Annotated in this window: 24 protein-coding genes and 1 pseudogene; 4 read left to right on the forward strand and 21 right to left on the reverse strand. The window is 39.6% G+C overall.

The window, feature by feature from the left end:
* Positions 1–131: 131 nt before the first annotated feature.
* From BXY_RS10300 to BXY_RS10315, 4 genes and pseudogenes are all read right to left on the reverse strand, one after another.
* Positions 132–1,097, reverse strand: coding sequence for a fimbrillin family protein (locus BXY_RS10300; protein WP_015531841.1), 966 nt, complete (start codon positions 1,095–1,097; stop codon positions 132–134).
* A gap of 54 nt (positions 1,098–1,151) precedes the next feature.
* Positions 1,152–2,159: a DUF5119 domain-containing protein gene (locus BXY_RS10305; protein WP_229128420.1), complete on the reverse strand. Its 1,008-nt coding sequence runs from the start codon at positions 2,157–2,159 to the stop codon at positions 1,152–1,154.
* A gap of 9 nt (positions 2,160–2,168) precedes the next feature.
* Positions 2,169–3,447 (reverse strand): annotated as a pseudogene (locus BXY_RS10310) (DUF3575 domain-containing protein).
* 68 nt (positions 3,448–3,515) lie between these two features.
* Positions 3,516–3,875 carry a Gfo/Idh/MocA family oxidoreductase gene (locus tag BXY_RS10315; RefSeq protein ID WP_004312271.1) on the reverse strand — a complete coding sequence of 120 codons (360 nt, stop codon included), beginning with the start codon at positions 3,873–3,875 and terminating at the stop codon, positions 3,516–3,518.
* Between BXY_RS10315 and BXY_RS10320 the strand changes: the two genes are divergently transcribed.
* On the forward strand, positions 3,820–4,029 hold the full coding sequence (locus tag BXY_RS10320) for a helix-turn-helix domain-containing protein (protein WP_232286457.1): 210 nt from the start codon (positions 3,820–3,822) through the stop codon (positions 4,027–4,029). The genes BXY_RS10315 and BXY_RS10320 overlap by 56 nt on opposite strands.
* On the opposite strand, the gene BXY_RS10325 is transcribed toward BXY_RS10320, so the two are convergent.
* From BXY_RS10325 to BXY_RS10365, 9 genes are all read right to left on the reverse strand, one after another.
* Positions 3,993–4,379 (reverse strand): HepT-like ribonuclease domain-containing protein, encoded by a 387-nt coding sequence (locus BXY_RS10325; protein WP_004317062.1) that lies wholly within the window; start codon positions 4,377–4,379, stop codon positions 3,993–3,995. The genes BXY_RS10320 and BXY_RS10325 overlap by 37 nt on opposite strands.
* Positions 4,363–4,656, reverse strand: coding sequence for a nucleotidyltransferase family protein (locus BXY_RS10330; RefSeq protein ID WP_004298496.1), 294 nt, complete (start codon positions 4,654–4,656; stop codon positions 4,363–4,365). The genes BXY_RS10325 and BXY_RS10330 overlap by 17 nt, the downstream gene beginning before the upstream one ends.
* A 215-nt stretch (positions 4,657–4,871) precedes the next feature.
* Positions 4,872–6,158: a hypothetical protein gene (locus tag BXY_RS10335; RefSeq protein ID WP_004317061.1), complete on the reverse strand. Its 1,287-nt coding sequence runs from the start codon at positions 6,156–6,158 to the stop codon at positions 4,872–4,874.
* A gap of 12 nt (positions 6,159–6,170) precedes the next feature.
* The gene (locus BXY_RS10340) at positions 6,171–7,745 is read right to left on the reverse strand and encodes a hypothetical protein (RefSeq protein WP_208946800.1); all 1,575 of its coding nucleotides are present in this window, start codon (positions 7,743–7,745) and stop codon (positions 6,171–6,173) included.
* Entirely contained in the window at positions 7,742–8,749 is a 1,008-nt protein-coding gene (locus BXY_RS10345; protein WP_015531845.1) for a hypothetical protein, read from the reverse strand. Before BXY_RS10345 ends, BXY_RS10340 begins: the two co-directional genes overlap by 4 nt.
* Positions 8,750–8,817: 68 nt before the next feature.
* Positions 8,818–9,399, reverse strand: a complete 582-nt coding sequence (locus BXY_RS10350) for an LPP20 family lipoprotein (RefSeq protein WP_004317057.1) — start codon at positions 9,397–9,399, stop codon at positions 8,818–8,820.
* 30 nt (positions 9,400–9,429) lie between these two features.
* Entirely contained in the window at positions 9,430–11,307 is a 1,878-nt protein-coding gene (locus BXY_RS10355; protein ID WP_015531846.1) for an LPP20 family lipoprotein, read from the reverse strand.
* Positions 11,308–11,318: 11 nt separating this feature from the next.
* Positions 11,319–12,584, reverse strand: a complete 1,266-nt coding sequence (locus BXY_RS10360; protein WP_015531847.1) for a DUF6175 family protein — start codon at positions 12,582–12,584, stop codon at positions 11,319–11,321.
* The gene (locus BXY_RS10365) at positions 12,581–13,450 is read right to left on the reverse strand and encodes a hypothetical protein (protein ID WP_004298503.1); all 870 of its coding nucleotides are present in this window, start codon (positions 13,448–13,450) and stop codon (positions 12,581–12,583) included. The genes BXY_RS10360 and BXY_RS10365 overlap by 4 nt, the downstream gene beginning before the upstream one ends.
* 393 nt (positions 13,451–13,843) lie before the next feature.
* On the opposite strand from BXY_RS10365, the gene BXY_RS10370 reads away from it, so the two are divergent.
* Positions 13,844–14,239: a helix-turn-helix domain-containing protein gene (locus BXY_RS10370; protein ID WP_004298505.1), complete on the forward strand. Its 396-nt coding sequence runs from the start codon at positions 13,844–13,846 to the stop codon at positions 14,237–14,239.
* Between the two features lie 255 nt (positions 14,240–14,494).
* Here the strand turns inward: BXY_RS10370 and BXY_RS10375 are convergent, their stop codons facing one another.
* The 4 genes from BXY_RS10375 to BXY_RS10390 are packed head-to-tail and all read right to left on the reverse strand — an operon-like array spanning position 14,495 to position 18,304.
* Entirely contained in the window at positions 14,495–15,064 is a 570-nt protein-coding gene (locus BXY_RS10375; RefSeq protein WP_004317049.1) for a metallophosphatase domain-containing protein, read from the reverse strand.
* Positions 15,061–16,323 carry an MBL fold metallo-hydrolase gene (locus tag BXY_RS10380; RefSeq protein WP_004317047.1) on the reverse strand — a complete coding sequence of 421 codons (1,263 nt, stop codon included), beginning with the start codon at positions 16,321–16,323 and terminating at the stop codon, positions 15,061–15,063. Before BXY_RS10380 ends, BXY_RS10375 begins: the two co-directional genes overlap by 4 nt.
* Complete coding sequence (locus BXY_RS10385; protein WP_008016076.1) at positions 16,320–17,345, reverse strand: hypothetical protein; 1,026 nt, start codon at positions 17,343–17,345, stop codon at positions 16,320–16,322. The genes BXY_RS10380 and BXY_RS10385 overlap by 4 nt, the downstream gene beginning before the upstream one ends.
* Before the next feature lie 59 nt (positions 17,346–17,404).
* Positions 17,405–18,304 carry a helix-turn-helix transcriptional regulator gene (locus BXY_RS10390; protein ID WP_008770528.1) on the reverse strand — a complete coding sequence of 300 codons (900 nt, stop codon included), beginning with the start codon at positions 18,302–18,304 and terminating at the stop codon, positions 17,405–17,407.
* Positions 18,305–18,593: 289 nt separating this feature from the next.
* On the opposite strand from BXY_RS10390, the gene BXY_RS10395 reads away from it, so the two are divergent.
* Positions 18,594–19,094, forward strand: coding sequence for a hypothetical protein (locus BXY_RS10395; protein WP_008997593.1), 501 nt, complete (start codon positions 18,594–18,596; stop codon positions 19,092–19,094).
* Between the two features lie 295 nt (positions 19,095–19,389).
* Here BXY_RS10395 and BXY_RS10400 read toward each other — a convergent pair whose 3' ends face one another.
* The 4 genes from BXY_RS10400 to BXY_RS10415 form a co-directional block, all read right to left on the reverse strand.
* Positions 19,390–21,165: an oxaloacetate decarboxylase gene (locus BXY_RS10400; protein WP_203462987.1), complete on the reverse strand. Its 1,776-nt coding sequence runs from the start codon at positions 21,163–21,165 to the stop codon at positions 19,390–19,392.
* Between the two features lie 964 nt (positions 21,166–22,129).
* Entirely contained in the window at positions 22,130–23,254 is a 1,125-nt protein-coding gene (gene dprA, locus BXY_RS10405; protein ID WP_015531849.1) for a DNA-processing protein DprA, read from the reverse strand.
* Positions 23,251–23,652 carry an acyl-CoA thioesterase gene (locus BXY_RS10410; RefSeq protein WP_007757582.1) on the reverse strand — a complete coding sequence of 134 codons (402 nt, stop codon included), beginning with the start codon at positions 23,650–23,652 and terminating at the stop codon, positions 23,251–23,253. Before BXY_RS10410 ends, dprA begins: the two co-directional genes overlap by 4 nt.
* A gap of 47 nt (positions 23,653–23,699) precedes the next feature.
* Positions 23,700–24,989 carry a peptidase U32 family protein gene (locus tag BXY_RS10415; RefSeq protein ID WP_008643938.1) on the reverse strand — a complete coding sequence of 430 codons (1,290 nt, stop codon included), beginning with the start codon at positions 24,987–24,989 and terminating at the stop codon, positions 23,700–23,702.
* Between the two features lie 125 nt (positions 24,990–25,114).
* Between BXY_RS10415 and dusB the strand changes: the two genes are divergently transcribed.
* A complete protein-coding gene (gene dusB / locus BXY_RS10420) occupies positions 25,115–26,110 on the forward strand; it encodes a tRNA dihydrouridine synthase DusB (RefSeq protein WP_015531850.1) in 996 nt (331 codons plus the stop codon).
* The last annotated feature ends 9 nt before the right edge of the window (positions 26,111–26,119 follow it).

Below are 26,119 nucleotides of genomic sequence, written 5' to 3' on the forward strand. Positions count from 1 at the left end.
GTAACATATAGAATTAAAATTCTCAGTCTTTTTCTGGAGAAACTAGGCTATATTTTCTATCATAATTCCAAAACACAAGAAGAACCGATGTAACATACAAATTACATCGGTTCCATAGATTTAATCTTGTGTTAGTCAACAGTTGGAGTTACAGGATCTTCAGCATCCCAACCAGTAACAGTTGCAGTGATACCAACTTCTTGAGCACCAATAGGCAATGTTAGTTTATATAGTATTTTCTTTCCAAACGCCCATGCAGCAGTACTTGTCAAAGATACTTCCTTACTATTTTCAGCAATCTTACTTCCATCTTTCTCTACGGTATATTCTATAGATATTTTTGCATCAGTAAGAGCTTGCGGTATTAACATCAACGCATTACCTGCTTTTACAGCTGTCTTATCATCTGAAAAAGCCCCAAGTTCATATGCATAAGAGACACTTGTCTCTGTACCTGCAGTCCAAGTCCCTGCGTTAACACCTGCATATGTAAATGTTCCACTTCCCTTAATTCCAGTCAATTCCACTTTAGATATAGTATAGGTATAACCAGCCTCTTTTGTCACCTCGATATTTACTTGAGTCAATGCATGTTTAAAAGTTAAAGAAACATCTGTTGCTGCTTCATTTGTCTTCTTTTGAGCATTTGCCACAGATGCAATCACTAAGTCCTTTTGAAGGGCAGCTGTATTTCCCACTGTATAAGTAAACTTAGGATATCCTTTATCAGTAGTACCATTCGGAGCTGTATATGTAACTCCGTCTTTTGGAGAGTATGCAAAGAATTGCAGATTTTCTGCAAGAGGCCAATAATATGGACCTCCAGATACCGTCCATTTAGAATCCGAATAAGTAGCAGAACCATTTATCCATGGTGTCGAAAGAGTCACCGCAGCACTCATCTCCTCTGCCTTCGTATTATACGCATAAACCTGAAAGCCAGAAATCTTTAAACCGTCTGTATCCAGTTCAGTAGCTCTAGTTACCACCGTATTAAAATTAATTTCGGCCTTCTGTGAAGGGGCTTCAAACTCTTCATTCTGTGAGCAACCCGTAATTGCCAAAGCAGCTGTTACTGCCAATAAAATCTTCTTCATAACTGTATTTTTTTAAGTTTATAATATTGTTATATTTTGTTTATAGCATCTATTTCATTTCACGGGTAACTCAACATTATCTTCGGGTCCCCATCCATCAACATTGCCACCCATTCCTCCACCTCCATCAGGATTCGGTGGTGTTTCCGGCTTATCAACTTCAATCTTATCATCAGGCGGTAACTCAATTTCCGGTGGTGGAGTTGGTTTTCCATCTTCCCCTGTTCCAGCATTTTCAAGTGTACCTATTATTTCAGTAACATCAATTGTTGCTTCCTGAACTGTATTATCTGTTTTGATAAATTTCAATATTAATATTATAGCATCTTTCTCACTAGAAGTTTCCCTCTCTGATATTGACATTCGCGTCGGCATTGTCATTTCCTTTACTTGTTTGAAAGCGGTGAAAGATGCCGTTACCTTATTGTCTCCCTTCTTTACCTCAAAGTAGATAGGTTGTGAGCTACACACTCCACGACCTTTGCCTATACAGTAACAATCGGATAATCCATCAATGCTCCCTACCACTGTTGCAACATACTCCAAACCTTTAGCCTCTACTGCAAAAGAATATTTCTTCACCACAGATTCCATCTTCCAGTCTAAATGAAGCACTTCTTCACTCTTCTCTATTTTCAGCTCATCTATATTCAATACATACAACGAATCGGGTGACCAAACCATCTTTTCCATTCCTGCAATCCCCAAATCATTACAATATTCTGTATAAGCTTCTATAGATTCATAGGACTCTTCTCCTCTAATTCGTATACGATCCGAGTTAAAGTTATAACCCATAGTTACTACCGAATACCGTCCCGGAGGAACTTTCATTTCTCCACCTCGTACCGAAAGGTATTTATCTACTTTCCTGCCATCTCCGTTCTTCGGATAAAAAATCACCCGAACTCCCTCCGGCAGTTGATCTGTCACTCCATCCCAATCCAGCTTTATATCTACCCCACTTACGGGATAATCATCCAATATATCGCGACGGCTACATCCAGTTAGCATCAGCAGCGAGGACAAAAGCACAAGAAACCCATATCTTGTATTTCGCATTACGCCCTCCTATTTCTTTGTTGTTATCAACCATACCAAAGAAACTTTCGCCTTGGTAGGGCCAATAAAGTTATAACGTCCACTATTTGTCCATATAATATCTCCCTCATAAGGAGTATATTTTTTATATTCTGTTGTCAAATACCCTATGCCTAGACTGAATTCAAGAGAAAAATGCCGTGCCAACTGCCGTGCATATCCATAAGTCACTCCCGCAGCTCCGTAATACTTACCTTGATAGCCGTCTCCACGCAGCTGGAAGTCATATATCCCACCTTCAGCATAAAGTCCGATAAAATGTCCGGTCAATCGGTCACGTTTCTGACGGTTTCCCAGCCAACAACGTCCTTCCATCCCTCCCGAAAGAAGCTGATAGCAGAAATCATGTTTGCTATTCAGCCACCACGGACATTTATATTCAGTATTCAAAGACCACCTCTTGCCTATCGGAATTTCCACTTCTATATTTGGCGCCAATGCCAAATCATATAACAGATTATTCTTCACTGCAAGTACAGTTTGGCTTTTCACCGGCCCTTCTGCCTCCGATATATCGACCTCACAGGCCTGTTTTTTTTCACTTTCTCCCACAGGCTTATCAGGTTGATCTTTCGGAAGCGCCTCTTCCTGCTTTGAAACAAACAACCCGGAGACAGAAGATACCGGTTCAAAAGCCTCTTTACCTAATTTCGAAGTTTCTCCAACAATCGTAATGACCGATCGCCGCAGCTCTGGAAAGATATTGTGAACAATGTATCGGTAAGCAATTCCCCGATTCAATTTTCGCAACAGTTGCTTCCGTTTGTCGATATCATTCTTATGATAATCAATCAACATCAGCACTTCTTCCCGATCCGGCAAGTTGGAGTCGGATGCCACCAACTTACGAAACTCCGACCAATCCTCTCCCTCTGAAAAAAAAATGAATCTTATCAACACTAACATCCGAATTATACCGTTGTAAGAATTCCTTTATCGAATCATTTCTTCGGGCAGCCAAACCTCTATTATAAGACTCATTGCCATCAGGAGAAACAAAAGTTTTCACATTAAGCGCAGTTACATATTTCGTACCCAAATTCCCGGAAAGCAAAGAATCCAAAGTTGCAATTGCCTGATTATTACTTTTATAACATGAATTCACTCCCGCATCATTCGCATCAAAATATATCATTACCCGCCGGATTGTATCATTCGCAACAGCGAAAAATGGAATCGAAGCATACCCACTTTCTGGAAGGCCTAATAAAACCATAAGAATAGCCAATATATAGATACCATGTTTCATTGTCGTTCGTTTCTGCTGACAAATATAGAAGTTAGAAAACAAACCGAATCATACTTTTAAAACAAAAATCAAGACATGAAAGATTCTGTGAAACGATTGAAACGATTTTGCAAGTTTTGAGAGTTTAAGGTCAATAATAAACAGAAAGAATGTCCTTGGTAACTCATCTGCGTGATAACACCGTACTTCTGTTCCGCCTGCATCAGCAGTTCACATTCATAGGAAGTTCTGACAAGCGGCTTTTCCACATACACATGGATGCCAAGCTTCATCGCCTCCATACAAATCGGGAAATAGCTATGATCGGGAGTCGCCAAGAATTTTCTACGAGATATTTTATCCCCACCCAAAAACTTCATTAAAGAACAACGGATCAATTTTGCATCAAGACTTCTTGTGACCACTTCACTCACCATTGAAGAAATCATGTATCAAAGTGGGTTTATGAATAGATCACATTTCTATAAGAAGTTTACAAAGCGGATAGGAGTGGCACCTAAAGACTACCGTTTGCATAATAAAAAAATAGGAAAGCTACAAAGGTCTCATATACTAGCAGCAATATCATTCCTGATCTGCTGAATTGCAAGAAGCAATCCAGGCAGATGCACTTTTACTATTTTAAAAATTTCTTCGGGGTCAATAGATAAATATTCATGAGAAATAATATTGCGCAGTCCAATGATGCTCCTCCATGGAGTACCGGCATAATTTATCAATAATTCATGATTAGTCAGATTATCTATATTCTTAACAGTCTCACCTATGGTTTGCAAACGCATACAAGTTGCATCAAAAATATCCATCTTATCAGGAGAAGCTAAGAAATCATTTACAGAAATGACACTACCACATCTTTCTATAGTTGTATTAATACGCTCTTCTACAAAAAGAAGCATATCCAATATGTCAGCATTAGATATAGATTGCATCTTTCTCTATATGATTGCGAAATAAACTACGCATAATTGCGGTTAAAGACACGACATCCACTTTTGCATTAAAACGCTCTTCTAATGACTCTTTTATTTCCATTCGAGTAAAATAATCCGGATCTTGAAGCTTTACACAAATATCAATATCACTATCCTCTTTCTGCTCACCACGAGCCACAGAACCAAAAAGTCCTAACTTTTCAATTCCATATCTCTCCCCAAATTCTTCCTTAAAATTCCGGAGAATAGCGATTATTTCATCTTTTGTTTTCAACTGACACTATTGTTATAATGCAAATATTAAAATTAATATTGGAATTAGCAAATTCTTAATCATATTTTGTGGTATCACTAATTAAAAAAAGATGCACAGGTCATCAAATTTTCATCGATCCCCTGTACACCTACTACTCTAAATTCTACTTCAAAACATAAATAGCCTAATTATGCTGCCGAATCCATTATTAACAATCATGTTAGTTTTATCCATCAAAAGTACAGAACATAATTACGTAAATAGTTCAGAAGTGCCCAGAACGCCATCATCATTGCCAATACAAACAAAACGACAAGTCCGATTGCCAAAGCAATCCAATGTTGTGAATGATCATCAGAATATTCTTTATGACCATCATTAAACTTGTATATTGTCCGCACTGTCTGCGCTCCTGCCAATAACCCGAACACTCCGGCAAAAATACCATTATGAATGTTTCCACCGCCACGAAGTGCCCGCTTATCAATTAAGAATTGAGGCGTCCTGCTCGCTACCACATACAAACCGGTAGCTATTAAAGTAGAAAACATCATACCGACTCCCATCATCCAATACATCAAGATACCCACAATGACACCTAACCAGATTAATTTCCTGGAACCATCAAAATGACGTTCTTCACCACTATTAATCACATCAGTCAATGAGTTTAAGCGTTCTATGACATCAGCGTCAGTAGGACACATACCGATAACCTGATCAATCAAAAGAACAGATTTCTTAATTTGCTTCATCTTTGTCGGCTTTCTGAATTCATCATCATCTGTTTTTTCAATCACCGTCCAAGTAGCGAATGCCTCATCCATCAGTTTCCACGCCTCCGTTATCTCTTCATCCGTCATTTTCTCCGGCATTCCGGCTGCAAGGCGTTTATTCAACATTCCTTCTACCGTAAAAACCTCTTTATAACGTGCGCCCTTATACCATACAAAAAACATATGCCCCACAATAAATAAAACAACGGCAATATACAAAATCAGTTGGAGAACAGCCAATATCTTTACTCCCAAAGGAACTCCGTCATCCGCCGCAGCATCAGCTATTGCATCAGCTCCACTACCGCTTTTTACAAGTGTCAATCCATTAAAGGCAGCATCTTTTCCGCCTTTATCAAGTCCGGTAAACGACAACTTATCATCCTTATAAACGACTTTGCATTGACCGGAAATCCCGGCATCAACCTCCGGACGTCCGCCTACAAAAGAAAGAGTCAGTTCATTCCCGTTCATACTCTCGACGTAAAACTCATAAGTTGCCATCAAAGATTCCCTTCCACCGGGTTCCAGCATATTCACTTCCATAAATCCATTGCATCTGGCATTCTCATTATAAGGATTCAATTGCCAATTACCATCACAATTCAATGTGAACGCAACCTTTAAATCGCCTTCTTTATTTGCTCCTAGCCAGTCACCGTTAAAAACATCTTCCTGCGCAAATGCAGTCATCGAAATAACCATCATTACAATGGCACACAAATACTTTTTAATATTCTTCATAATATAATAAAATTAATATTTCAACACCTTGGCTGCCACGTTCTTAAATTGCGACATGGCAAGCCCGATAGAAGCTCCGATATAAGTAGGATCACAAATAATGTACTTCTTTCCGCTTACAGTTATATAATCTCCGTCAATGTTTTCATCAAAACAGACCGCTGTTGCCATGTGATTGGGATATTCCAACAATACAACATCAAGCCCCATAAGAGTACGTACCAAATAAGAGTATAACACAGCACGGTCTTCGCAATCGGAATAAGGATAGTAGAACAGCTCATCCACAAAGAAAGGCTTTTCATAACCAAACTGGTCACCATCTGTCTTATAATCAAAAGCTGTCTGCACGAAATTAATCAGTATATTAGCGGCTTCCGATTGTTTTTTCCCTTGTATGGCAGCTTGCAATGATGGAAGCACCGTCTGTTGTACTTCCTGACTGACAGGAGCTCCCACATAGACAGAAAAGTCACATTGCGGATAATCCTTATAGAAAGAAATAAGTCCCGAATTTACTTTCGAGCAGACTTTGACGGATGGATAAGCTTTCGCTTGCAACGTTTTCTCCACGTAAGTTCCTGAAAAGGGTTGGGGAGTAGTGATATTCATATTTACCGGGTTCTTCGCATTGGCGAAATCACGGTTGTAAGTGTAAATAGAATTAGTTTTATTCGGGGTAGTATCAAACCTGTAATAGTTTACTCCATTCAAAGTAATAAAACAGGTAGCATAAATCATGTTACCCGAAGCATAGAATAAAGTAAGGCGGTTATCCATACGCGCCACCTTAACCCTATATCCCGATTGAGAAAGGAGAAACATTTGCATAAGAGCTATTTCATCGGAATGAGTACTTCCACATAGTTCAGTAGCCACTTTCCTCGTCAACAGCAGATAACCATAGTCATTCAGGGCATTATCCTTTTTAAAAGCCAAACAGTCGTCTATCAAAGGCTGATAGTTGCTACGCGATAACGTCTCCCATCCGGCAGAAATATCTTTCTCTGCAATCCCTTTTAAAGTGAGCCGGTTCTTCAATGAAGCATTGACAACACAATCTTTACTGTAGAACGAAAACTCTACACCGGAAAGTGAGCGTTTGGCCGGAACGGTTTCTTCAGGCTTCACTTCCGGTTTTATTTCAGGGAGCACCGCAGAATCCTTTTCCGGTTCTACAGCCACATCTTTACCTCCCGGTATAACCGGAACCGGTGTTTTCCCTTTTGAAGGAGAAAATGTCGCACTTGGAGTCACTGTCGGAATGGGGAGTCGGGTCACCTCCCCTACTTTAACCTCTTGCGGTTTTGTTGCCGGCTTCTTATGGTCAAAGCTGACCGGTTTTACAGGCTCTGGTCTTTGAGGACGTACCACCGGCTTCTGCAAGTCATACTCTTTCCAGATTTCTTTCAGAAATTCGGCAAATTCCTTATTCTGTTCGCTCACAAAATCATCAAACTCTTTTTGCTGCTGCTTCACAAAATCGTCAAACTCCTTCATGTCTTTATCTATTTGCGCAAAAAGACTAAACGGCAAACACAATGAAAAAACTACCATAGATAGTATTCGTATCCTATTTTTCCTCATTTCCTTATTATATTTTGTTGTTCTGTTATCTGCCAATCCACACACAGCTTATTATTCCGTATATCTTTGATAAAGGGGAAAATGGACAAGACAGCGACAACCTTCTCCCGATACAAACCACAACCGAAATCAGTGCCGCCATTGAAACGATCGTCCACCTGCTTGACATTTACATCAGAAAACGGATATAACAACAGCGCCTTCACTAAAGAAGACATATAGGCATTCCAAAAGGCATTCCTCATATCCATCTTCTCCAATCCGTCCTGACCTCCAAAACCGGCATCTTCATACCAACAGCCTTCCTGTGAAGAACAAATTTCAACTCCGTTCATATATGAAATTATTTGAGGAGATGACTGTGTTCCCTTAAGCTGAAACCATGACTGGTCTGATTGCTCCCTACAACTATCCGATTCCAACAATAAATTGAATTTCACCTCTTCTTCCTCAACCCTTTCTTTCGTAAACAAAAGCATCAACTCACTAATGGAATGATAAGAAAAATCGCAACTATCATTCGATGGAGTAAAAGATACCTCCAGAAATTTCTCTCCAAATATAGAAGTATATTCATGCTCAATCCGGTAGGAAACATGTTGAACGGGATGTTCGATCACTCCCAGTACAAGCATTTTGTTTCTTTGGTCTTCGTATGTATTACTGGCAGTCTCCATGGTGGAAAAAACGTCCGAGAGAAGTCTCAATTGTACCCCTTGCTGCAATGAATACAGATAAGCCGCTCTTTGCAAAGCAAGCATCCTTGCAGCTTCGGATTTCATACAAGGATCAGATATACCAACTACCCGGCCTTTCCGTTGAGAAGCAAACACCCATTCCGGCAAAGTCTCCCGCTGTCCCGGTCTCCAGTCATAAGATTGGTTATAAACTGTATCAACAGGCATTGCCTGTGAAAACACATCAATACCGGGAGACAAAAGCAACTGGATAATAAAAATAACTACCCAATTATATCTTATATCCGACAAATTAAGTTTCATCATTCAATCTTCAAATAGTTGGGTAGTTATTAAAGAGATCATTACTATCCGCAATGTTTTAAACAAGCTGCTTATTGGGCGTTTTTACTCATTTCTTCTTCAAATACCTTTTTGAACTTTTCATATTCAAAGTCAATGCGCAATTTGTCATCATTCTTAATACGATTTGCCATAGCATTCATGATTTCCTCTCCTGCCAGTTCAAGAGAGACATATACTTTGTATTTACCATCAGGAGTCTTCATGGTTTTTTCACAAATTACACGCGTACCGCTCAATTCCTGTTCCACTACCGTACGGGTCAATGATTGATAACGACTTTTGCTTTCATCATTTTCACCTTGCTGATAAGAGGAAACATAACTATCGGTTACCGATTTCACTTTTGCATTGATAGCAGTAGCAATTTCAGCCCGGGCCTCCGTCATCGCTTTTTTCTTTGCAATAGACATATCCGTAGAAAGTCCCATCGAACTAGCTCTAAAATACTCTTTGTTCGTTTGAAATTCCGGTCCCGAACAAGGAACATTAATTTCTACGTCCTGTTGCACTGCCGGTTGCTGCACTGTTTGTGTTACAGGTTTTGAACTACCGCAACTTGTCATAACAGCAATGGTTAGCAATGCTGTTCCCAATAAATTAATTCTTTTCATTTCAAGTCTTTTTTAATGTTAATATATGATTCATTTCAAGCCTCTCAACTTCACTATATTATTTTTGAAATCCTTCAATTGCAGCAGTGCCACAGATTGCAACTTACTTACCTCAATAACCATCTCCGTAGGCAGATCAGGCACAATGAGCGCAGTGACTCTGCGGTCATTGAACTTAGAACCCAGTTTGACACTGACAATCGGAGATTCTTCACCTTTTTCGTTTATAACCGTCAGATTTCCACTATATAAGTCCACTTCGCAATCGTCAGCATTTGTATTCACAATCTTAAGATGTATCCTCGATTTGTCTCCTAAAGTTGCAAGTTTGTCAAATTCAACAAAGACACCATCCAACCATTCAACCCGAATTGCCTTTTGATTCTCTGGTTTGGCGGACTTAACCGGAACCAAAGGAGCAGGAATAACTTCCGGCACCACAACAGGGACAGATATAACCGGATCAGCTTCTTTTTCCGGTACGGAAGCACCGACTATCGGAACAGGAACATCCGGCAACATCTTCTGTCTTTCCGGAATCTTTCCGGTTCTGTCGAATGTTATTTTCTTCAATTCACGTGCAAACTCCCGGTTCAACCGTTTTATCAATTCACGCGCCGCCATATTCTTGCCTTGAGAAGCGGACTTATTTTCAGGTACTAATGTCCGTTCATCATTAATAGAATAATTCAATAGGATTTGCCCCGTCCGGTTATTTTCTATTTTAATCCCCAACGTAGAAAAGAATTCGATGAAGTTGTACAGTTCACCCGGAACGGTATTGCCTTTACGACACTTATTATCCAATGTAACGATAATGTCGGCTTCAGAAGGAGATGCAACTACGTTAAAGAAATGATTGTTCAGCAAACTCTTCACAGTTCGTTCCACCGCCTCTATATCGCTCTGCGCACTTCTAACATAAGCTGAAGTCTGTGTCTGCACCGTGTTGATAGTCAACGTTGCTCCGGGAAGAGAAGAAAGCATTTGCTTGAATAAAGCTGCATAACTTCCCTTCCGGAACAAGCTGAACACATCATCAATTAATGAAATTCCAATTTCCTGCTGTGCCTGTTTAGAAGTAATATTGCGCACATAAAGAGCGGCAACTCCCGATTCGTTGGTGGGAGACATGGAAGACAAATCTCCCGCCCCGGAAACAAACTCGGCTTTCAACCGGATATTCCTTAACGGATTTCCATTACGGTAAACACCTATAGCAATAGGCTCCCTTATACCTTGAAACGGCGTGACTGAAACGGTTACCGGATTCAGAACAATCGTTATTCCATCAAATACTCCAGCCAAAGCCGCATATAGTTCAGTCGCCAGATTAATTGTCTTTCCTTCGTAAGAGCAGAACAATTCCTGATTAAGTACCGGGCGTATAGCCTCCATTCCATTCGAGAATAATTCAATGGCAGTCATTAAATCTCCCTGTTGTAAGGTAATGTGTCCCTTATACCAGAAATCGAAGCCGTTACGGATTGCCTTCTGACGACGTGCTGCCACCAAAGCCGCATAATCATCCTTATTCAGTTCATAATAAACCCAATACTCATTGTCACTTCGCCAGGAATCCACCAGACGAAAGTTCTCTATTTCCGCCCGGGCTTCTGTACGAATACTTTCTGCGAAGGTTTGTTTCACATTACCATCGTCCTCCAACGTATTCAACAAAGAATTGGCGGCAATCACCACTTGAATTTCAGATACAAGATCAGACAAAGCGTTTTGCTTTGCCTTTTGCTGATAATCTCCTTCCGATATTTCAGCCATTCCTATTCCGATGTAACTTAAACCACTAACAGGATGCTGTTTCACCCAGTCAGGACGGTTCGTTTGTTGACCGGAAAGCGGAAAGCAAAACCATGAAATCACAAGAATAAATAAAAGCCAATGTTTCATACGTCCTTGATTTATTGAATAGTCAAATAGATGGTACTTCCATCCACTCTATGTTCACTATCTATTCCGGAATCATTCAGATAATTAACCAGATTATCCGCAAACGTGATGCAATCCATCGGCAAGCCGTCGCTGTCCTTTGCAGGAATCTGTATCGAATCAAATATCAGACTATCGTCCACAACACCTTGAATATGGTAGCGTCCTCCCTGGGCATTTTTTCGTACCCAATTGCGTATATGCGCCGAAAGAGTAGTACTACCGTTTATCCGGCTATTCATCGTATTGATAGCATTATCTGCGAGACTAACCCGAAGAACAACCGTATTCCCCTGTTGAACTTTCCGGGCAAACTCTTTCGAGATATCTTTCAGAAAACCATCCAGAACATCTTGTGCCGCGTATGCGCATAACTTATCCACGTCCGTCGTCCTAAAGCGGTTCGTCCAGCTTTTCCGGCTAGCCAAATCTACTCCGGTAGCCGTTTCACGAGCAGTCATAATCAATGAGACTCTACTTCCCGAAGCTGCAGATATGTCTTTTTGTAAATCAACAATCACATAGACGTCCGCTCCCGAATTCATCAACAACTGCTTATCATTGGAATCAGCATTCTTACTTTCCCATTCGGAAGCGCGCAAAGTTCCTGACTGTTTTCCCTCGGCAGCCACCGTCTTCACGCCAAGCTTAACAAATCCCTCCTTTACCGTACTTACGGCTATACGAAGATCAAAATCATTTTTCAGAATATCGGCGTATGAGCTTCGGTCATTGCTTTTATAGGGGACTACCATGATTGTCGGCAAAGCCATTTGTTGCCGAGTTTCCTCCATCGACATTTCTTCCTGGGGTCTCGTCATCAATTTATTCCGTATCAAGTCTTTTTTAAGCGCACCTAATAAGATTTGAGCCGTTACTGTACCTTTGTATAGATTGGAAGATTGCTGTACCGGGTCTCCTACCGTTTCATAGTTCTTCACAAAGAGCATATAACGTGAACTGAAAAACTGATTCATATAGTAAGAATCTTCTTTCCCGACGAGCGGCTGTCCGTTTTCCACTCCGTCAATGCCGTTGAGGAATATAGCATTAAAGATCGACTTCAATGCCATATTATATACATCCTTCTTTTTTTCGGCTGTTCCGGAAGCGGTGATAACGGCTATGTTATCATCTGCCTTCACACAAGTTACGTCATTGGAATATGACTCCTGTGCCATGAAATGAATAGTGTATACAACTAGCAGGTTCAAAAGCAGTATTCGTAACTTCATCATAGTCCAAGTCCGCCTAAAAAGGTATTTTTTCGAGAAAGAATAATCAATTTCTTTTCTTCTTTCGATGCTTTCATTATCTCCTCACCGCCTTTGCTCACGGTACATAAAGAACGCGTTCCGCTCAATACTTCTTTCACATTCAAGCGTCCGACTTCTTTCAATGACAGTTCTCCGGCAATATCCATCTCTATGTAAACGATAAATTTCTGGCCTTTTTGTACCCCTCTCTTGGTTCCAAGATCGATATATACAGTTTGTGCTTTATCTTTTTTGGTACTCTCAATCTGTACAATCGTTCCTTTCATTTTGAAATACTCGTCAACAAAATCGTCCATGCTTATTACTACATAATCCAAAGTCTTAATGATAGCTTCATCAGGAGTATCGCCAATATTCCCGGTCAGCCCCTCGTGAGTGAATGTCTGGGTTCCTTTGAGTGTACCGTTAGAAGGGTCTACTATTTTCAACGTGTAAGAAACACTCCCCTGATAATAGGTCTTCCCTTTACTATCTGTTTTTTTAACTCCCTGCATACTGGTAATATTTCCCTGAATAAGATATTGGGCGCCTAACGTTGTCATGACCTCGCTTCTGCAAACGGCATCTCCCATAGCAGAAGCCTCTTGGCGTCTTTTCGCTTCAGTCTTCAATGCTTCATTAGAATCAACATCAATAAGTTCTACACGATCCATCTTCTGGATACCTTCTATTACTTTATTACGCAATGCTTCCGCCAAAATATTACTGATAGTACCGGGACGCGAGAAATAATCAATATAGACTCTTTCTTTACCGTTTTCATCGGTTTGTGCATAGCCTAACATTGGAATTAGGCAAATAGAGAACAATAGTAAAATCTTCTTCATGTCTGTTTATTATTTATTATTAATGCTATGTTTGTTTTTTAGTGCAATATTTCGCTCTTTTAATACAATATAGAATGTTCTTTTTTCAATAATGATTTACTGTTATGAATGATTGTGTTTTCTCTGACTGCAAAGTTAAGCACACATTAAGGTGCATTGTATACACAATATTTACTACAACCATCCGTTAAACGAATAGTTATCTCCAAATATCAATGAGAAAAGGGAAAAGAGTGGTATGTTCAATAAAACGAGGTCGTTTTCCCATCTCCAAGCTATTTGCGCCATCGCATTTTCCACAGTTCTCTCGAATAAGTATAAAATAGCATTTGTTATATCCACTAAAATTGTTACATTTGTCCAATAATAAATTGCTTCCCAATAACAAGATACATGGAAACAGATTTAAAGAAGATAGTAGGACATCGGCTGCAAATGCTTCGTATGGAAAAGAATCTTACACAAGAACAAATGGGAGAAAAGTTGAACTTATCAACAAGTGCCTATTGTAAGATTGAATATGGTGAAACTGACCTCACGTTAACCAGGCTAAATAAAATAGCAGAAGTACTGAATATGTCTGCATTAGAACTATTTAATAAAATAGACGGGAATGTGTATGTCAATAATTCCGGTACTATCGGAACTAATATTGGAGTCGCTAAAGACTGTAGTAGCGTGCATATCGAAGCGGCAGATGATCTTCGTGAGCTAATAAAAGCAAACAGTCGGCTCCTTGACATGTTATATAAACGTATAGAGCTTTTAGAAAATAAAGTGCTCTTATAGTGATTATACGCCTAGAGAAATCCCTAAGACGATGTATCGCCTATCCTTCCGTCTTCCAGAATCAGGAGAGGAAAGGCATATCATTTTAGGAATGATACCAGAACAGGAATAGATATAGTTAACTATCAATAAAATACAAATAGAATATATGTCAATGCCAATACGATCAAAATATAATCCGACTTCATCTTTCCAGTTAACCTTAGCATATACACTTTTTGTTGTTTATAACCATCAGGAGAACTATAATTTGGCCTATTTATAGATAATCAGTTTAGGTTTATGGCAAGAGTTGTAGTGGTCATCAAGTATTGCCCCATTTGAGAAAATGATGTGCTCATCCTTGAATGTACCATATCCTTCGTGAGCGTGACCGAACAAATGATAATGTGGCTTTACCTCATAAACCTTGTTTCGAAGTAATGCATTTCCCCAGTGAATTCCTGCTGATTCATCAAGTATCATGATAGGAGGTTCATGAGTAATGAGCACATCAACATCATTTGGTATCAAAGTCTCAGGATGGTTATATGCCAAACCAAAGAACTTAATACCATCAATCTCACATTCACAATCTTGAAGGAAGTATACATTGTTAGGCAAATCTTCAATGCCTTCAGCCTCCCAAAGGCAAAGGTCATGATTACCAGTTATGAAGATTTTGTGAGAATAGGGTAATTCGATGAACCAGTTGAGAAAGTTAAGCACTTCTTCCTCTGTACCATTGTCCGTAAAATCGCCACAGTGTACAATGACATCAGCAGCTGGAAGATCGGTCAACTGCCGATGCTGATTATGTGTATCAGAAATTTGAAGTATTTTCATTTTATAGAAATATGAATGTCATGTATGTCAACATCACCTTCGTCGAATATAAAGTATGAAGAAATTCCACTAATGCTATCATATCGTGAGTTCTCATCTTTATGTATAGGTATGACTCCAATACGAGGATGAACAGTTTGACAGACTTCTTTTAATGTTTCAACATCAGCGTGTCCACTTGTGTGAACACCATCCATTGTTCCATCTAATATTCTATCGCCAAACAGATTACGGATATTTATAACATCGCTATTTGTGTAGTCTTTACCCTCTTTTGTATAGCCACCCCACATAGAATATATCAACCACGGTTTTTCATCATTATATATATCGAGCATTCCCTTAAGCAAATAGCCACTGCTCATTCGAATTGGCATTAAAAACCCTTCCTTCTGTAGCTTGTTTCTAACATTGACAGTTCTATAATTGATTAGCTTGAAAGCATTAAACTGGAATAAATCAGATTTGCATCCTGCATATTTCGTGAATACATTAAGAACCCTATTTTGATACTCATCAACTAAGAATATACGTCCAGTCTTTTTACACGCCGCATGGAATGTTGCAAGCCGGTCAAGGTCAGTTGACGAACACAAGGCAAAGACATACTTGTGTTCACGCAATGCCTTTATAATATTCTTCTGTATTTCGCTCTCTGAAATCACACATTCTTGACTTCTTCCTAACATTGTTCCTTCTGTTATAAGTATGTCAACTTCTCCCACATTCTTCTTCAAAGTAGGAAAAAGACCTTTGCCAATATAGCCATGTCTGCGAAAATCTCCTGTGTGCAATATCTTCTTTCCCTCACATTCTATTAAGAACATATATGCATCAAAAGCAGAATGACTAACAAAATACGGAGTAACGAAAATCTTCCCTTTCTTACTGACATCAATACGTTTTGCCGCACAATAGGTTTCCATACGCTCTATTGCTTCAATCTGTTTGGAGTAATCTCCGTGAACCCTCAAAGCGTCATATTTGCAGAGCATAACTTCTTTTGCTCCTACTCCTATATATTGAAGGACATTTGTTGGTATCAGATGGTGCAAACCAACATGATCACTATGATAATGTGTATAGAATACGGCATCAGCATTTCCTATGATTGATTTTACTTGTTCTTCTGTCAGTTCTTCTTTTTTGCAACCAGGAAGATTGCTACCGAAGTCTATAAGAATTTTACAATTCTCAGTCGATATTTCTGTAATACAACCACCTATCTGGTCAGCCCCACGATGAATAATAAGATTCATTCTGTTTCTAATTTTTCTGATGTAACGAGAGTACCCTCCTCGCGTATGTATGTGTATGCTTTCATTTCCGGCAAAAATAAATCACGAATAAATCTATATCTTTCGCAGATTGTTTTAGACAAATTACTGTCTTCTCCCACAATTACACACGGTATTATTCTTCCGGAAAGCTTTAATGGTATTTTATTTTTGTAACTGGAACCGATAAGTCCATAATCTATTTTTTGCTCGATCATTGCTTTTATTCGTTGGTACAACTTATCATCTTCTCTAGCTAATTTTTGAAACTGTAGATAGTAATATGAAGTTTGAATGGGCGACAATGCAGTCTTAGTAGGATCATTTTGTTTAAGTTCCATTATCAATATATCTCCATTAGTATTTAGACCAAGGAAGTCAAATTCACCATACTCAGGTTTTATTTCTTCAGGGAGTGTTCCATTGTACGTCTTTCTTAATTGTTCAATTTTCAATGTTTGTTGGTCTACGATTTCCTTATTCCATTCATCTTTTATGTCTTTTGTTTTAAAACCGATAACTAGTTCCTTGTCAAAAAGAATAAAATCATCAGAATCTTTAACTTCGAACGTATAACGACGTCCTATTAATGTCTGATAATATCCTTCATTGCGAACTTCTTTTGTATCTTCATAGTATCTTTTGAACTTTTCCGTGGAAGCGATTTTCGCTAAATATGTGTCAAACTGATCCGGTGTTGGATTTCTAAAAAAATCTGGTTGCATTAATTCTTTGTAAGCCTCGGCTACATCACATATTTCATTAACTTTACCCGAATGACTACGAAAGGTTAGTATACGTCCAGTACCTCTATATATAGAAAACCAAGAACGATTAGTTTTAGGATCATTTCCAGTCTGGAAATCTAAACAATTATGTGATTTAACATAACTGATGATCCAAGGAAACCGCTCGTTTATTTGGGTTAGCAACTTTTCATCCATTTTCCTATCGTAATAGGTTGTTTTTATTGTGTAATTATTAACCATTTTCAATTTCTTCATTTAGAGTTTATAACTATGTATTATTGATCTCTGCTAAGACTCTGCACGCCATTATTTTCCTATTTATATCTATTTATGGCAGCAAAAAGTCGTTTTCTAATTTCTTCACGCAGCCCTATTGGTTCCATAACTTCGATCTTTTCACCCATAGCAAGTAGCTGACTTGTTAGCTCTGGAGTTAAGCAAAGTTGGTATTCAAAGTCGCTGTACTCTTTGTGTTCTGTTTTTATCTCTTGTTGAGAGAAATGCAGTGGCAGAGAACGCATATACTCTACATGAACACCGAATACCCGAACAACTACTTTCTGTGGCTTCAATTTGCCATTGACAAATATGCCAACTGTATGAGCATAATATTCTTCTGCATCAAAATCATTGGGAAGTATAAATGAGTCATCTGTCAATTCCATTTCCAAAATACGATCAAGGGCAATATTCCTTATTCCCTCCTGCTCTTTGAGATAGCCGACTACATACCAACGCTGATGGTAAACCTTCATAGCGTATGGCTGCAAGTGAAATATTGACTGATGACCATTGAAAGGTTTATAATCAATCTTCAATTCCTTTTTTCGTTGCATTGCATCTATGACTGTTTGGAGATATTCAGTTCCTTCAGGAATTTCCTCAAACAAAATTCGATCTTTCATGTTGCGCCCTGCTTCTATCATGTTAGACACAGTGAAGGAGTTAAGCAACCACTGACGAGTCTTGTCATTTTTCAGTTGACTAGAAGAAGAAATATAATACTCATAGCTGGATGTATCACATTCGACCTCTACACCAAAAAGTTCTGCAATAGCTTCTCTATGCATGTGGAATGTACGTAATGCAAGCGGTCTACCATCACCGAGACAACTATCTTTCCATCGACAGCTTATCTCCTCAAAAGTTAATCTGCGATGCTGAAGCAGCGTGTTGAGCAACCAGATATAGCGGTTGAAGGTTTTACTTATCATTTTCTAAACTTCCGTGATTTTCAAAATATTATTACTATTTTCTATTATTCAATTGCTTAAACCCTTTTTGTATATCTCATCTAATTGTTTTTCCTACTTTAGATATCTTGATAGCATGTTTTATAGGGTAGAATTCATAATCTTATTTAGTACAAAGTTAACTTTTTTGTATGCAAAAATACTGCATACCACCTAAATATATTAATTTATAGCAATTTTTTTTATGTGTGCAATGTTTCTGCATACTTCACCATTATTTTTGCACACTCATTTTAACATTCTATTCGTCATGGCATACAAAAAAAATCCAAAGAAAAAAGATGCTCTCAGTATAAAGAGAGCTGTAGAATCTCTGTGTTTCCAAATTGATTGGGGTTTAAAACTACTTGGCGCAGAGAAAGGAGATCTATTTCATCAATTAGCAAAAGTAGAGGTTGATTTCATCTCAGAACTCAACCTCACCCAAGATATTCTTGCTATCAAGAGCCTCGTGGATGGAGTGAAACAAAATTTACAGATAGAGCCCACACCCGAAAGTGGAGACTTCACCCATAGTGTCGTTGCTCTCGCTCTTGGCATTGCCTCAATTAGCCACCTTAACAACATAAGTTTACCAGAATCATGGCGAGAGCAAATAGAGAAAAAACTACTTACAATCTACTATCCGGAAAAGCAGCGTAACAAAGTCGTAGATTGGGCAAAAGCGAACGGTTACAGCACCTCCAGCTACCTTGGCCGTCCAATCGTGAAATTCAAGCAATTGTACTTAATTATAGAAAGAACAAAATAAGTCCGTTTTTTTTGCTCTGATCATCGCATTTTTTACAAAATACGCTCATTCCATATTAAACATTCCATTCTACTACCGATAAATATCCATTCAGTTACAACAAATAAGAATTTCCATGATCGTCTTTACAGAATTTATATGCAAAAGAAAGGGGCTGTCTAACAAATCCCTAAAATTAGAAATCACCCCTGTTAGAGTTCAAACTCTGACAAGGGTGAAATCGTTAAAAAAAGACTTGTTAGACAGTCCCTAAAATTCTTTATTGAGTTACCTATACCCTAACTCTTATAAGAGTCTACGCAAAAATATCACTCCGTAAAATATAACCTATTACATCTCCTTTATGTACATTGGCACCTTGCTGTGCACATATCTCCACAACCCTTCCGGTAAATCCGGTCAGAATCTTTTCATATTCTCCCCACGGGGTAGAAAGATAACAAAAAACTTCGTCATGCTGATATTTACGTCCGATGAATGGAGCAATGGATGGTCCCTCTACGGAAACTTCCCAAAGTACCTGCCCGTTATCAGGAGCAATGACCGGGTCTGCCTTGGCGCGCTTCAATTTCTTAATTTCCTCTTCCGAATATCCGTTCTTTGCCATTGCCGCATCTTTAGCATGTTGTAACTCTTCCTCAAAACGCTTTTTGGCAACCCCGGACTTATAATCACGGTACTGACGATCGTGCATGGCCAGTTCGAAAAGCTCCTCGTCATCCTCTCCATATTCCCAGCCATTTTCATCCATTTCCTTTCGATATTCATCCAAAGCATCCGGATAATTCAACTGCGGGTCGGTATCGACAAATTCATATCCTTTAGATTTCGCCAACTCTATAATCTCCGGAGCGAGCTTACCCGGAAGACGTCCACTTTTACCCAAAATCATATCCCAAGTGTGGTTATCTATCATTGTCCAGCGATCTTCTCCTTTTACCTGCTGCATAAGATTCATTAATGCAACATTCTTCACATACTGGCTGAAAGGAGTCACCAAAGGAGGATAACCCAGCTTAGGCCATACATATTCCACTTCATCAAAAAGCATCACAAGCAAATCATCCAGACTAAGTTCCAGCTCATTCTTACTCCTTAATATCATATTGATACCGGAATGTACTCCTTTCAAGTCTGCCATCATGGAACCCATCATACCACCCGGCAAACCACACTTCAGTAGAAGTGAAGACATGTATTTATTGGTAGGATCCATAAAATAACCCAGAAAATCATCAATGAATTCTTGCGTCATGGCACGAGCTTTCATATATGCTTTCATATTTATGTCGGGAACCTGGAAACCTAAATCTTTCAACATAGCCTGCACAGAGATTACGTCCGGATGCACTTTGCCCCAAGACATCGGTTCCATAGCTACATCAATGATGTCCGCACCATTTTCGCAAACCTCAAGAATAGAAGCCATAGACAATCCTGGTCCGCTATGACCATGATATTGAATCAATATATCCGGATGTTTCTCCTTGATAGTCCTGACCAATTCTCCTAACATACCTGGACGACCGATACCCGCCATATCCTTCAAGCATATTTCAGGTGCACCGGCCTCAATCAGTTGATCGGCAATTCGGGCATAATACTCAACAGTGTGTACGGGAGAATAGGTGATACAAAGAGTTGCCTGCGGAATCATACCTGCTTCCAAAGCATATTTAATAGAAGGAATGATATTCCTCGTTTCGTTCAGTCCACAAAAGATGCGTGTGATGTCCACTCCTTGCGCATGCTTGACTTTATACATCAATTTACGTACGTCTGCCGGAACCGGATACATGCGCAACGCATTCAATCCGCGATCGAGCATATGCGTTTGAATACCCGCTTCTTTAAAAGGTGCGGTAAAAGCACGGACAGCCTTATTAGGATTTTCGCCGTACAACAGATTCACTTGCTCAAAAGCACCGCCATTCGTTTCAACTCTGGCAAAACAGCCCATCTCAATAATCAAAGGAGCGATACGGACAAGCTGATCAACCCGAGGTTGATATTTACCGGAAGATTGCCACATGTCCCGATAAACAAGACTGAATTTAATTTCCTTTTTCATCATAGCCAATAATAAGTGATTTTTTCTTCGGTTAACTTCACATATACAAATATAAAGGTTTAAACTGACATATAGTCAAACAATCACCTTAAAAAATAGATATAAAGAGATGTTTAATATCATAATGCAAGAAAACCACCTCTATATAGATCCATTCACTATAAATAACAAATCAAATTGTTTTATGTTCGTACATATATCATTCCTTTAAGATTGCCAAATACTTCATCACCTTCATTCATTGACGTTTAACGGCTTCTGAAGCTATACCAGAAAGTTTATTTATACCAAAGTTTGTACAAAAGCAAATCGCTTCTCAAAATCATCAGTAGGTATAAACAAACCAAGATAACCATCAGGCATAATCCACTTGTCAAGGGCTTTATTATACTCAAAATTACTATTACAATAATTAATATAAGATGCAATATTGACTGAATCATTAAAATAAAGATTTCATCATTTTTTATTGTTATTACTCTAGTAAATAATGGTATTAGTGAGAACCTAAAATCGTAAATTGTAAAGCGCAAATACACAGCGATATACAGGTTCACATTTTCCTTTAAAAGGAACACCTCGTTGGTTTTAAAGGAACGATGCCTTGGTTTTAAACCAACGGGGTGTTCCTTTTAAACCAACAAAGCACTTATTTTAAGTCTCATTTCACGAGCCCTTCGAATGACTATGAAAACATATTCAAGAAGGCTTGCATTTCTCTCCATTATTTACCATAAATGTGCCATATTTTATCCACTAGAAGTACGTCGTGTCCGATAACAGTGAAAATCAGTGAAAGAATTTAAAAGAGAAACAAATACAACAGAATTATTTGGAAAGAATCAGTTGAACGCTTACATTTGTCATGTGATTTTTTTCATAGTATTAGATTTAAGGTTAACAAAGGTTGGAGCAAGGCGTTGCTCCTTTTTTTATGTCTATATGTGAGATTAGTTCATGTGAGTTAATTCAATAATTGGTACATTCCTCCTGCCAATACACGAATCACCCCTTTCATTTCCAGTTCAAACAGTAGGGCAGTCATCTTATTTACGGGAATATCTGCTTCTACCACAAGAGAATTGATTTGCAGATTTCCCAGTTTCTCCAAAATAGCAACTATCTTCTGCTCTTCTTCAGACAATTCGATAAAAAGACTACGTTGCACACTTACCTTTTCCGAAAGAGTCATCGGTATATTCCAGCCCATAGCCTGCACAAAATCTTCGGCAGATAATAACAGGGATGCTTTATTATCCCTAATCAACCGATTGCATCCTTTTGAATATTCATCACTCATGCGACCGGGGAAAGCGAAACAATCGCGATGATAACCTTCAGCAAGTTCGGCCGTAATCAATGAACCTCCCTTTTCTGCCGACTCAATGACGATGGTAGCATCACACATACCGGCAACAATACGGTTTCGACTGATAAAATTATGGCGATCGGGATTCGTTCCGGACAGAAATTCGGTCAGTAATCCCCCTTTTTCAAGCATGTCAACAGCTGTTTTCCGATGGACATGAGGATAAATACGATCCAGCCCATGAGCTAAAACACCTACTGTAGGTAATTCATTAGCCAAAGCTTCACGATGCGCATGAATATCGATTCCATAAGCAAGGCCGCTAACTACAAGCACATCAGGACAAAGCGCCTTCAGATCCCGCAGAAAAGAGGCGCAGATTTGTGTCCCATAATCAGTAGCATTACGGGTTCCTACCATATTCAGGATATGAAGGGAATTTAGATCAGCATTTCCTTTAAAGAAAAGAACGACAGGAGCATCTTCACATTCCCGCAAACGGGAAGGATAAGCCTCATCATGAAAGGACAGACAGGAGATCCGATTCTTCCGGATAAATTCATATTCTTGTTCGGCGCGGAGCACAGCTTGCGGACAATCCAATGCCTCTATCACCCGTTGACTTACTTCTGGAATACGTTCCGGTATTTCTTTGCGCAGACGGAAGACATCAACGGCATTACCCATTCCATCTATCAAATGTTTTGCTCCTATGTGCCCGATACCGGGCACCATTGTCAGAGCAATACTATAAATTTGTTCTTCTTCGGAGCTGTTCATTTCAGGTAGGGCGCAAAGACATTATCGAACAATTCGCTGTCACTTAAACGTCCGTTTACCACACATACCGTCTCAACAGTGGATTTCACTACTACTTTATTATCATTCTTACGGAAGATATCCTGATAAAACACATATTTGATACCTTCCTTTTTCATATATAGTTTCGAGACAAACTCATCTCCGCTTTTCAATGGAGTCTTGAATGCCATACTAATGCGTGCCACTACCGGATCGACTCCCTGCTCATGAAGTGCAGCAAAACTGACACCCACCGAAGTCAGAAACTCGTGACGGGTATGTTCCAGATAGTGCTGATAATTGGCATTATTGACAATACCTTGAAGGTCACATTCGTAATCGCGAACCTTCATTTCCAATTCATAGATATAGTTCATTTAAATTGAGAATTGAGAATTGAGAATTAAAAGTTGAGAAATAACAGTTAGCCTCTTTTTTGCTCAATATCGAGTCCTTTGAACTTCTTCAATTCTTCGGTCGATACCAGTTTATACAGCTTGTCACTAGGACGTATCTTATCCGATTTCATGGAGAAATGCTGTCCCTTTTTCACTGTTTGCACAGATTCCAAGTCAACACGGGCTTCTTCCAAAGTCATAAATAGGGCACCGGTAGTCGGCCCTGTAATGAGAAGCTTATCGCCTACACTTACTTCAGCAGCTTCTACCAAGAATTCGGAAACTCCGATATTGGAGAAGTATTTGATACCTTTACCTACATAAATCTTACGTTCCGTAGCTGCCGAACCATAATTCCTGGTCCATTCGCCCAAACGCTGTCCCAAGTAATATCCATCCCAGAAGCCACGGTTGAATACGGTTTTCAGGCGTTCATCCCAAGCCGCAATCTTTTCATCGGTGAATGTTCCATCCAAATAAGCCTTGATAGCTTCTTTGTAACATTCAACCACCGTACGTACATATTCAGGACCACGGGCACGGCCTTCAATCTTGAATACACGTACACCGGCATCCAACATTTTATTCATAAAATGGATGGTCTTCAAGTCTTTGGGAGACATGATATATTCGTTATCAATATCCAGTTCCACATCCGTTTCCTTATCACGAACCGTGTAAGAACGACGACATACCTGCATACAAGCACCGCGATTGGCCGAATGATTCATCTCATGTAAAGAGAGATAGCATTTACCCGATACTGCCATACAAAGCGCGCCGTGGCAGAACATTTCGATACGAAGTTGTTCGCCGCTCGGACCACAAATATGTTCTTCCTGTATCTGACGATAAATCTCGGCCACCTGTTCCAGATTCAACTCACGGGCCAATACTACCACATCTGCAAATTGCGCGTAGAATTTCAAAGCCTCCGCATTGGAGATATTCAACTGGGTGGAAAGATGCACCTCCTGCCCTATCTGACGGGCATAATTCATCACTGCCACATCAGCTGCAATTACCGCAGAAATTCCTGCTTCCTTGGCCGCATCGACAATGGTATGCATCAGAGGGATATCTTTATCATAGATAATCGTGTTGACCGTCAGATAACTCTTCATCCCGTGTTCATCACACGTACGGGCTATTTCCCGCAAATCATCAATCGTGAATGTATTAGCCGAACGGGCACGCATATTCAGGTTTTCTATACCGAAATAGATAGAATCGGCACCTGCCTGAATGGCCGCAGCAAGAGATTCGCGCGAACCCACAGGAGCCATTACTTCAAAATCTTTCAAACTAAGACTCATAGAATATATTACTTATTTGTATCAGTTAAGCAAATGAATGCGTACAAAGGTAGGCTTTTTTCCGTATTTTTGCAGCGAAAACAAGAAGTTACTTCAATCATAAACAGTAAATAGCAGACTCATATATGAAGATAGGCCAAATAGATCTGGGTAAATATCCCATCTTACTTGCTCCAATGGAGGACGTAACCGATCCGGCTTTCCGCCTGATATGCAAGAAATTCGGAGCAGATATGGTGTACACCGAGTTTGTATCGAGTGACGCACTGATACGTGCTGTCAGCAAGACTGCACAGAAACTAAGTATCAGTGACGCAGAACGTCCTGTCGCCATCCAGATATACGGGAAAGATACAGAGACGATGGTGGAAGCTGCCAAGATTGTAGAGCAGGCACAACCTGACATTCTGGATATAAACTTCGGATGTCCGGTGAAAAGAGTAGCAGGAAAAGGCGCTGGAGCAGGTATGCTACAAAATATCCCCAAGATGCTGGAGATCACCCGTGCTGTCGTAGATGCGGTGAAAATACCCGTAACAGTGAAGACTCGTTTGGGATGGGATGCAAACAATAAAGTAATTGTAGAATTAGCGGAACAGTTGCAAGATTGTGGCATTGCCGCATTGACCATACATGGCCGTACCCGCGCACAAATGTATACCGGAGAGGCGGATTGGACACTGATAGGCGAAGTGAAGAATAATCCGAGAATGCATATTCCCATTATCGGCAATGGAGACGTGACCAGTCCTCAACGCTGTAAAGAGTGTTTTGACCGTTATGGAGTAGATGCTGTAATGATCGGTCGCGCCAGCTTCGGTCGTCCATGGATATTCAAGGAAGTAAAACACTATTTAGAGACAGGTGAAGAATTACCTCCACTTAGTTTTGAATGGTGTATGGAAGTACTTCGTCAGGAAGTGGTAGACAGCGTTAATCTGCTCGATGAGCGTAGAGGTATTTTGCATGTACGCCGTCATCTGGCCGCAAGCCCGTTATTCAAAGGAATCCCTAACTTCCGCAACACACGTATTGCGATGTTACGAGCAGAAACAAAAGAAGAGCTTTTCCAGATATTTGATGAAATCACTTCCCAACGCAAAGAAAATCCGGAAATTTAAATCAGCACC

Source organism: Bacteroides xylanisolvens XB1A (assembly GCF_000210075.1).
Classification (GTDB): Bacteria; Bacteroidota; Bacteroidia; order Bacteroidales; family Bacteroidaceae; genus Bacteroides; species Bacteroides xylanisolvens.